5 protein-coding genes are annotated in these 5,706 nt (G+C 63.4%); all 5 read left to right on the plus strand.

What is annotated here, in order from left to right; all coding sequences use genetic code 11:
• The first annotated feature begins 131 nt into the window (after window positions 1-131).
• The 5 genes from argB to JQM66_RS12310 all read left to right on the plus strand — a co-directional run bounded on the left by argB (window position 132) and on the right by JQM66_RS12310 (window position 5,542).
• Complete coding sequence (argB, locus tag JQM66_RS12290; RefSeq protein ID WP_235230154.1) at window positions 132-995, plus strand: acetylglutamate kinase; 864 nt, start codon at window positions 132-134, stop codon at window positions 993-995.
• Between the two features lies 1 nt (window position 996).
• Window positions 997-2,175, plus strand: coding sequence for an aspartate aminotransferase family protein (locus JQM66_RS12295; RefSeq protein WP_235230155.1), 1,179 nt, complete (start codon window positions 997-999; stop codon window positions 2,173-2,175).
• A 188-nt stretch (window positions 2,176-2,363) separates the two neighbouring features.
• Window positions 2,364-3,347: an ornithine carbamoyltransferase gene (gene argF / locus JQM66_RS12300; protein WP_235230156.1), complete on the plus strand. Its 984-nt coding sequence runs from the start codon at window positions 2,364-2,366 to the stop codon at window positions 3,345-3,347.
• A gap of 235 nt (window positions 3,348-3,582) precedes the next feature.
• The gene (gene malQ / locus JQM66_RS12305) at window positions 3,583-5,100 is read left to right on the plus strand and encodes a 4-alpha-glucanotransferase (RefSeq protein WP_235230157.1); all 1,518 of its coding nucleotides are present in this window, start codon (window positions 3,583-3,585) and stop codon (window positions 5,098-5,100) included.
• A gap of 190 nt (window positions 5,101-5,290) precedes the next feature.
• The gene (locus JQM66_RS12310) at window positions 5,291-5,542 is read left to right on the plus strand and encodes a TM1266 family iron-only hydrogenase system putative regulator (protein WP_235230158.1); all 252 of its coding nucleotides are present in this window, start codon (window positions 5,291-5,293) and stop codon (window positions 5,540-5,542) included.
• Window positions 5,543-5,706 lie beyond the last annotated feature (164 nt).

Here is a 5,706-nt window from a genome sequence, read left to right on the forward strand (position 1 = left end):
AAGCGCCTTTCTTTTCCACCGCTGCGGCGGCGACTTTTCTTTCGGCAAGACGAAAGAAAAGTGGGGGCCGCATCCCCCGTCCCCCGTTGGGGGGACAAACTGGGGACAAACCCAACAAGGAGCTGATTCTTATGTCATCCCATGCACAGCAGGCCCAGACCCTGGTGGAGGCCCTGCCCTACATCCAAAAATTCACCGGCAAGACCATTGTGGTGAAATACGGCGGCAACGCCATGATCTCCGATGACCTGCGCAAGGCCGTTATGAGCGACATCATCCTGCTGAGCCTGGTGGGCATCCGGGTGGTGATGGTCCACGGCGGCGGTCCGGAGATCAGCGACATGCTGAAAAAGATCGGCCACGAGTCCAAATTCGTGGACGGCCTGCGCTATACCGACGAGACCACCATGGACGTGGTCCAGTCCATCCTCTGCGGAAAGGTCAACAAGAACCTGGTGGCCCAGATCAATCGCCTGGGGGGGCAGGCCATCGGCCTGTGCGGCATGGACGGCCAGCTGTTCCAGGCCGAGTGCCTGGACGAGAAGTACGGCCTGGTGGGCCGCATCACCGGCGTGAACCCGGAGCCGGTGGAAAACGCCCTAGAGACCCACTACATCCCCGTGGTCTCCACCGTGGCCCAGGGCATGGACGCCGACACCGCCTATAACATCAACGCCGACACCGCCGCCGCCAAGCTGGCGGAGGCGCTCCACGCGGAAAAGCTGATCCTGCTGACGGACGTGCGGGGGCTGCTGCGGGACCCTCACGACGAGGAGACCCTGATCCACGAGGTCCGCACCGGCGAAGTGTCCGGTCTGATCGCCGACGGCGTCATCTCCGGCGGCATGATCCCCAAAATGCAGTGCTGCGTGGACGCCATTGCCGGCGGCGTGGAGCGGGTCCATATCCTGGACGGCCGCATCCCTCACTCCATCCTCATTGAGCTACTCAGTGACCGCGGCATCGGCACCATGCTGAAACAGGAGGAAAACTGATATGACGTCTCAACAGATCAAGGACCTGACTCACCAGTACATCATGACCACCTACGGCCGCTTCCCGGTGGCCATCGACCACGGCCAGGGCGCCACCCTCTACGACCCCGAGGGCAACGCCTACATCGACTTTACCAGCGGCATCGGCGTCACTGACCTGGGCTACGGCAACCAGGCCTGGGCCGACGCCATTTCCGCCCAGGCGAAAAAGCTGGGCCATGTGTCCAACCTGTTCTACACGGAGCCTGCCGCCAGACTGGCGGAGACCCTCTGCAAGCGCACCGGCGAGAGCTGCGTGTTCTTCGCCAACGGCGGCGGCGAGGCCAACGAGGGCATGATCAAGCTGGCCCGGAAGTACAGCTTTGACAAGTACGGCAAGGGCCGCGCCACCATCATCACCCTGAACAACTCCTTCCACGGCCGCACCATCACTACCCTGATGGCAACGGGCCAGGAGGTGTTCCACAACTACTTCTTCCCCTTCACCGAGGGCTTCCGCTACGCCGACGCCAACAGCCTGGAGTCCCTGGAGGCCGCCGCGGGTGACGACGTGTGCGCCGTCATGATGGAGCTGGTCCAGGGCGAGGGCGGCGTGCTGCCCCTGGACTACGAGTACGTCCAGGCGGTGAAGAAGCTCTGCGAGGAGCGGGACTGGCTGCTGCTGGCGGACGAGGTCCAGACCGGCGTGGGCCGTACCGGCAAGCTGTTCGCCTTCCAGCAGTACGACATTCTGCCGGATGTGGTGTCCTTCGCCAAGGGCATCGCCGGCGGCCTGCCCATGAGCGGCATCATGGCCAACGAGAAGTGCCGCAACGTCCTGGGCCCCGGCACCCACGCCACCACCTTCGGCGCCAACCCCGTCTGCGCCGCCGCCGGCCTGGTGGTGCAGGAGACCTTGACCGACGCCTTCCTGGAGGACGTCCAGGCCAAGGGCACCTATCTCCGCAACCAGATCGAGGCGCTGGACCTGCCCTGCTTCGGAAAGACCCGGGGCATGGGCCTGATGATCGGCATTGAGGTGAAGGACGGCTACAACAAGAGCGAGATCGCAAACAAGCTCATTGAGAACGGCCTGCTGGTTCTCACCGCCGGACCCGGCATGCGCCTGCTGCCCCCGCTGGTCATCACCAAGGAGGAGATGGACCAGGGTCTGGCCATCATGAAAAAAACACTGGGATAATTTCTTCTCTCTCATGGCGCGGCTTCCAGCAGCCGCCGGAGCGCACACTTGTATTAACAATAGCACTGACTCTTTCATTTACTCTTACAGTAGCACTTGTACTAGCGGACAATTTTCGAAAATTTTCAATTCCGGCCCGGAGAGCTGTACCGGAGGGCCAACACACCACATAAAAGTGAGGACATGACATGGAAAACCACACCCATTTTCTGAAGCTGCTGGACTTCACTCCTGCTGAAATTCAGCAGTTCCTGGACACCGCCGCCGACCTGAAGGCCAAGAAGAAGGCCGGCATCCCCCACCGCTATCTGGAGGGGAAGAATGTGGCCCTGATCTTTGAAAAGACCTCCACCCGCACCCGCTGCGCCTTCGAGGTGGCCGCCCAGGACCTGGGTATGGGCAGCACCTACCTGGGCCCCACCGGCAGCCAGATCGGCGTGAAGGAGTCCATCGCCGACACCGCCCGGGTGCTGGGCCGCATGTATGACGGCATCGAGTACCGGGGCTTCGGCCAGGAACTGGTGGAGGAGCTGGCGAAGTACGCCGGTGTCCCCGTGTTCAACGGCCTGACCAACGAGTTCCACCCCACCCAGATCCTGGCGGACTTCCTGACCATTCAGGAGCACTTCGGGAAGCTGAAGGGCGTGAAGCTGGTGTACCTGGGCGACGCCCGGTTCAACATGGGCAACAGCCTGATGGTGGGCTGCGCCAAGATGGGTATGCACTTTGTGGCCTGCGCCCCCAAGGCCTACATGCCCGCCCAGGAACTGGTGGACCAGTGTCAGGCCATCGCCAAGGAGACCGGCGCTGTGCTGGAGTTCATCGAGGACCCCATGGTGGCCACCAAGGACGCCGACGTGCTGTACACCGACGTGTGGGTGTCCATGGGCGAGCCGGTGGAGGTCTGGGCCGAGCGCATTGAGCTGCTGGGGCCCTATCAGGTGACCAAGGCCCTGATGGACAACGCCGGTCCCCAGTGCCGCTTCATGCACTGCCTGCCCGCCTACCACGACCACAAGACCAAGGTGGGCAAGGAAATGGGCGAGAAGTTCGGCCGTGACGCCATGGAGGTCACCGACGAGGTGTTCGAGAGCGCCCAGTCCATCGTCTTCGACGAGGCCGAAAACCGCATGCACACCATCAAGGCCGTCATGTACGAGCTGATGAAGTGACCTCGTCAAAATACTGTGGCATTTTGACGAATAGGGGATTGCAATTGATTTCACTGCTTGCGGCGGTGAAATGTTGTGAGACCTTCTGGATAAGCTGCTGACCGCCCCATTTCGGGGCGGTCATTTTTTCCGTGCGGTACATGGCTACTTCGGCGGAAACCCTATGCGCACCCTTGACATCCCTCCGCTGAATCCCTACAATGAAAGAGAACTTTACGTGAGGAGAGGTTTTCCTATGGAACGTGCATCCGGCATCCTGCTGCCAATTTTTTCCCTGCCGGGCCGCTACGGCATCGGCTCCCTGGGTAAGGAGGCCCGGGACTTTGCGGATTTTCTGAAGGCGGCCGGCCAGACATGGTGGCAGGTGCTGCCTGTGGGCCCGGTGGGCTCCGGCAACTCCCCCTACGCCAGCCCCTCCACCTTTGCGGGCAACCCCCTGTACATCGACCTGGACGCCCTGGGGGCGGAGGGCTTGCTGACCGCCGCCGAGCTGGCGGAGGCCCAGGTGCCCTCCATGGACAAGGTGGACTACGAGGCCCTGAAAGCCACCCGGGAGCCCTTGCTGCGGAAGGCCTTCCACCGCATGAGCCCGGAGGGCCTGCGGGCCGTGGAGGACTTCGCGGCGAAAAATCCCTGGGTGCGGGAATACGCCCTGTACTGCGCCGCCCGGGCCCACTTCGGCGGCGCCGCCTGGTACGACTGGCCCGACCAGGCCCTGCGGCGCCATGAGCCCTGGGTGCTGCCCGGCTGGCGGGAGAAGCTGGCGGAGGATGTGGCCTTCCACACCTGCGTCCAGTACTGGTTCTTCACCCAGTGGGCGGCGTTGAAGCAGTACGTCAACGACCTGGGCATCAAGATCATCGGCGATATCCCCATCTACGTCTCCCTGGACTCCGCCGACGTGTGGGCGGAGCGGGAGCAGTTCCTGTTGGACTCCGACGGCAGGCCCAGCCAGGTGGCGGGCGTGCCCCCGGATTACTTCTCTGCCGAGGGCCAGCTGTGGGGCAATCCCCTGTACAACTGGGGCTACATGAAGGCCGACGGCTTCGGCTGGTGGATCCGCCGGGTGGACGGCGCCATCCGCCTGTTCGACACCATCCGCATCGACCACTTCCGGGGCCTGGAGAGCTACTGGGCCGTGCCCGCCGGGGCGGAGACTGCCAAGGTGGGCCACTGGGAGAAGGGCCCCGGCATGGACCTGCTGCGGGTGTTGACCAGCTGGTTCTGGTACGCCGATGTCCATTACATCGCCGAGGACCTGGGACTGCTGACGGACGCCGTCCATGAGCTGCGGGACCAGGCGGGCCTGCCCGGCATGAAGGTGCTGCAGTTCGCCTTTGACAACCCCGGAAATGCCTACCTGCCCCACAACTACCCCGCCCACTGCATCTGCTACACCGGCACCCACGACAACAACACCCTGGTGGGCTGGTACGAGGCCGCCGGGGAAGCGGAGCGGGACTTTGTGGAGCGCTACCTGGGCGTCCGGGACGACACGGAGGCCGTCCGCAAGGCGGTGCTCCGCAGCGGACAGGGCAGCGTGGCCGAGCTGTTCGTGGCCCAGATGCAGGACTACCTGGCCCTGGGGGCCGGGGCCCGGGTCAACGTCCCCGGCGTGGCGGAGAACAACTGGTGCTGGCGGATGCTGCCCGGAAAGACCACCCCGGAACTGGCACAGGAAATCCGTCAGCTGACCTCCACCTTCGGCCGCTGCGCCCCCTTGACCGAGGCGGCTGCCTGTGATAAACTGTAACTTGTCTGCGGGAAGTGTTTTCTGACCGCCGACACCCAACTTCATGTCTGTCGTTCTGACGGCGAGGATGCGTCCGGGCCGGAAGAGGAGAGGACCGCGGCACAGGGAGACCTGGGCCTGGTGTTGATACGCTTCGATCCTCCTTCGCCTGAACGGCGGAGGAGGATTTTTTTCGGAAAGGAGAGAACCTATGGATACCCGCGTGGCCGTGCTGGCCATCATCGTCCGGGAGGGAACCTCGGTGGCCGCTCTCAATGACCTGCTTCACCAGTACGGAAAGCATATCATCGGCCGCATGGGCGTACCCTACCACCAGCGTGGGGTGAACGTCATCAGCGTGGCCATGGACGCCCCGGCGGACGTGATCTCCGCCCTGTCGGGGAAGATCGGCCGCCTGGAGGGCATCACCGCCAAGACGGTGTACGCCCCCGAAACTCTGTGAACCGGCGGAACGCCCGCCGCGCTTCAACGCAAATGAAGATGAAAAGAGGAAACTGCTATGAATGTTTGGAAGAAGTCCCTGTCTCTGGCCATGGCGCTGCTGATGGCCCTGTCCCTGACCGCCTGCGGCACCAAGCAGGAGGCCCCCGCCCCCCAGGAGACTCC

This window comes from Oscillibacter valericigenes (assembly GCF_021531915.1).
In the GTDB taxonomy this organism is placed as follows: domain Bacteria; phylum Bacillota; class Clostridia; order Oscillospirales; family Oscillospiraceae; genus Oscillibacter; species Oscillibacter valericigenes_A.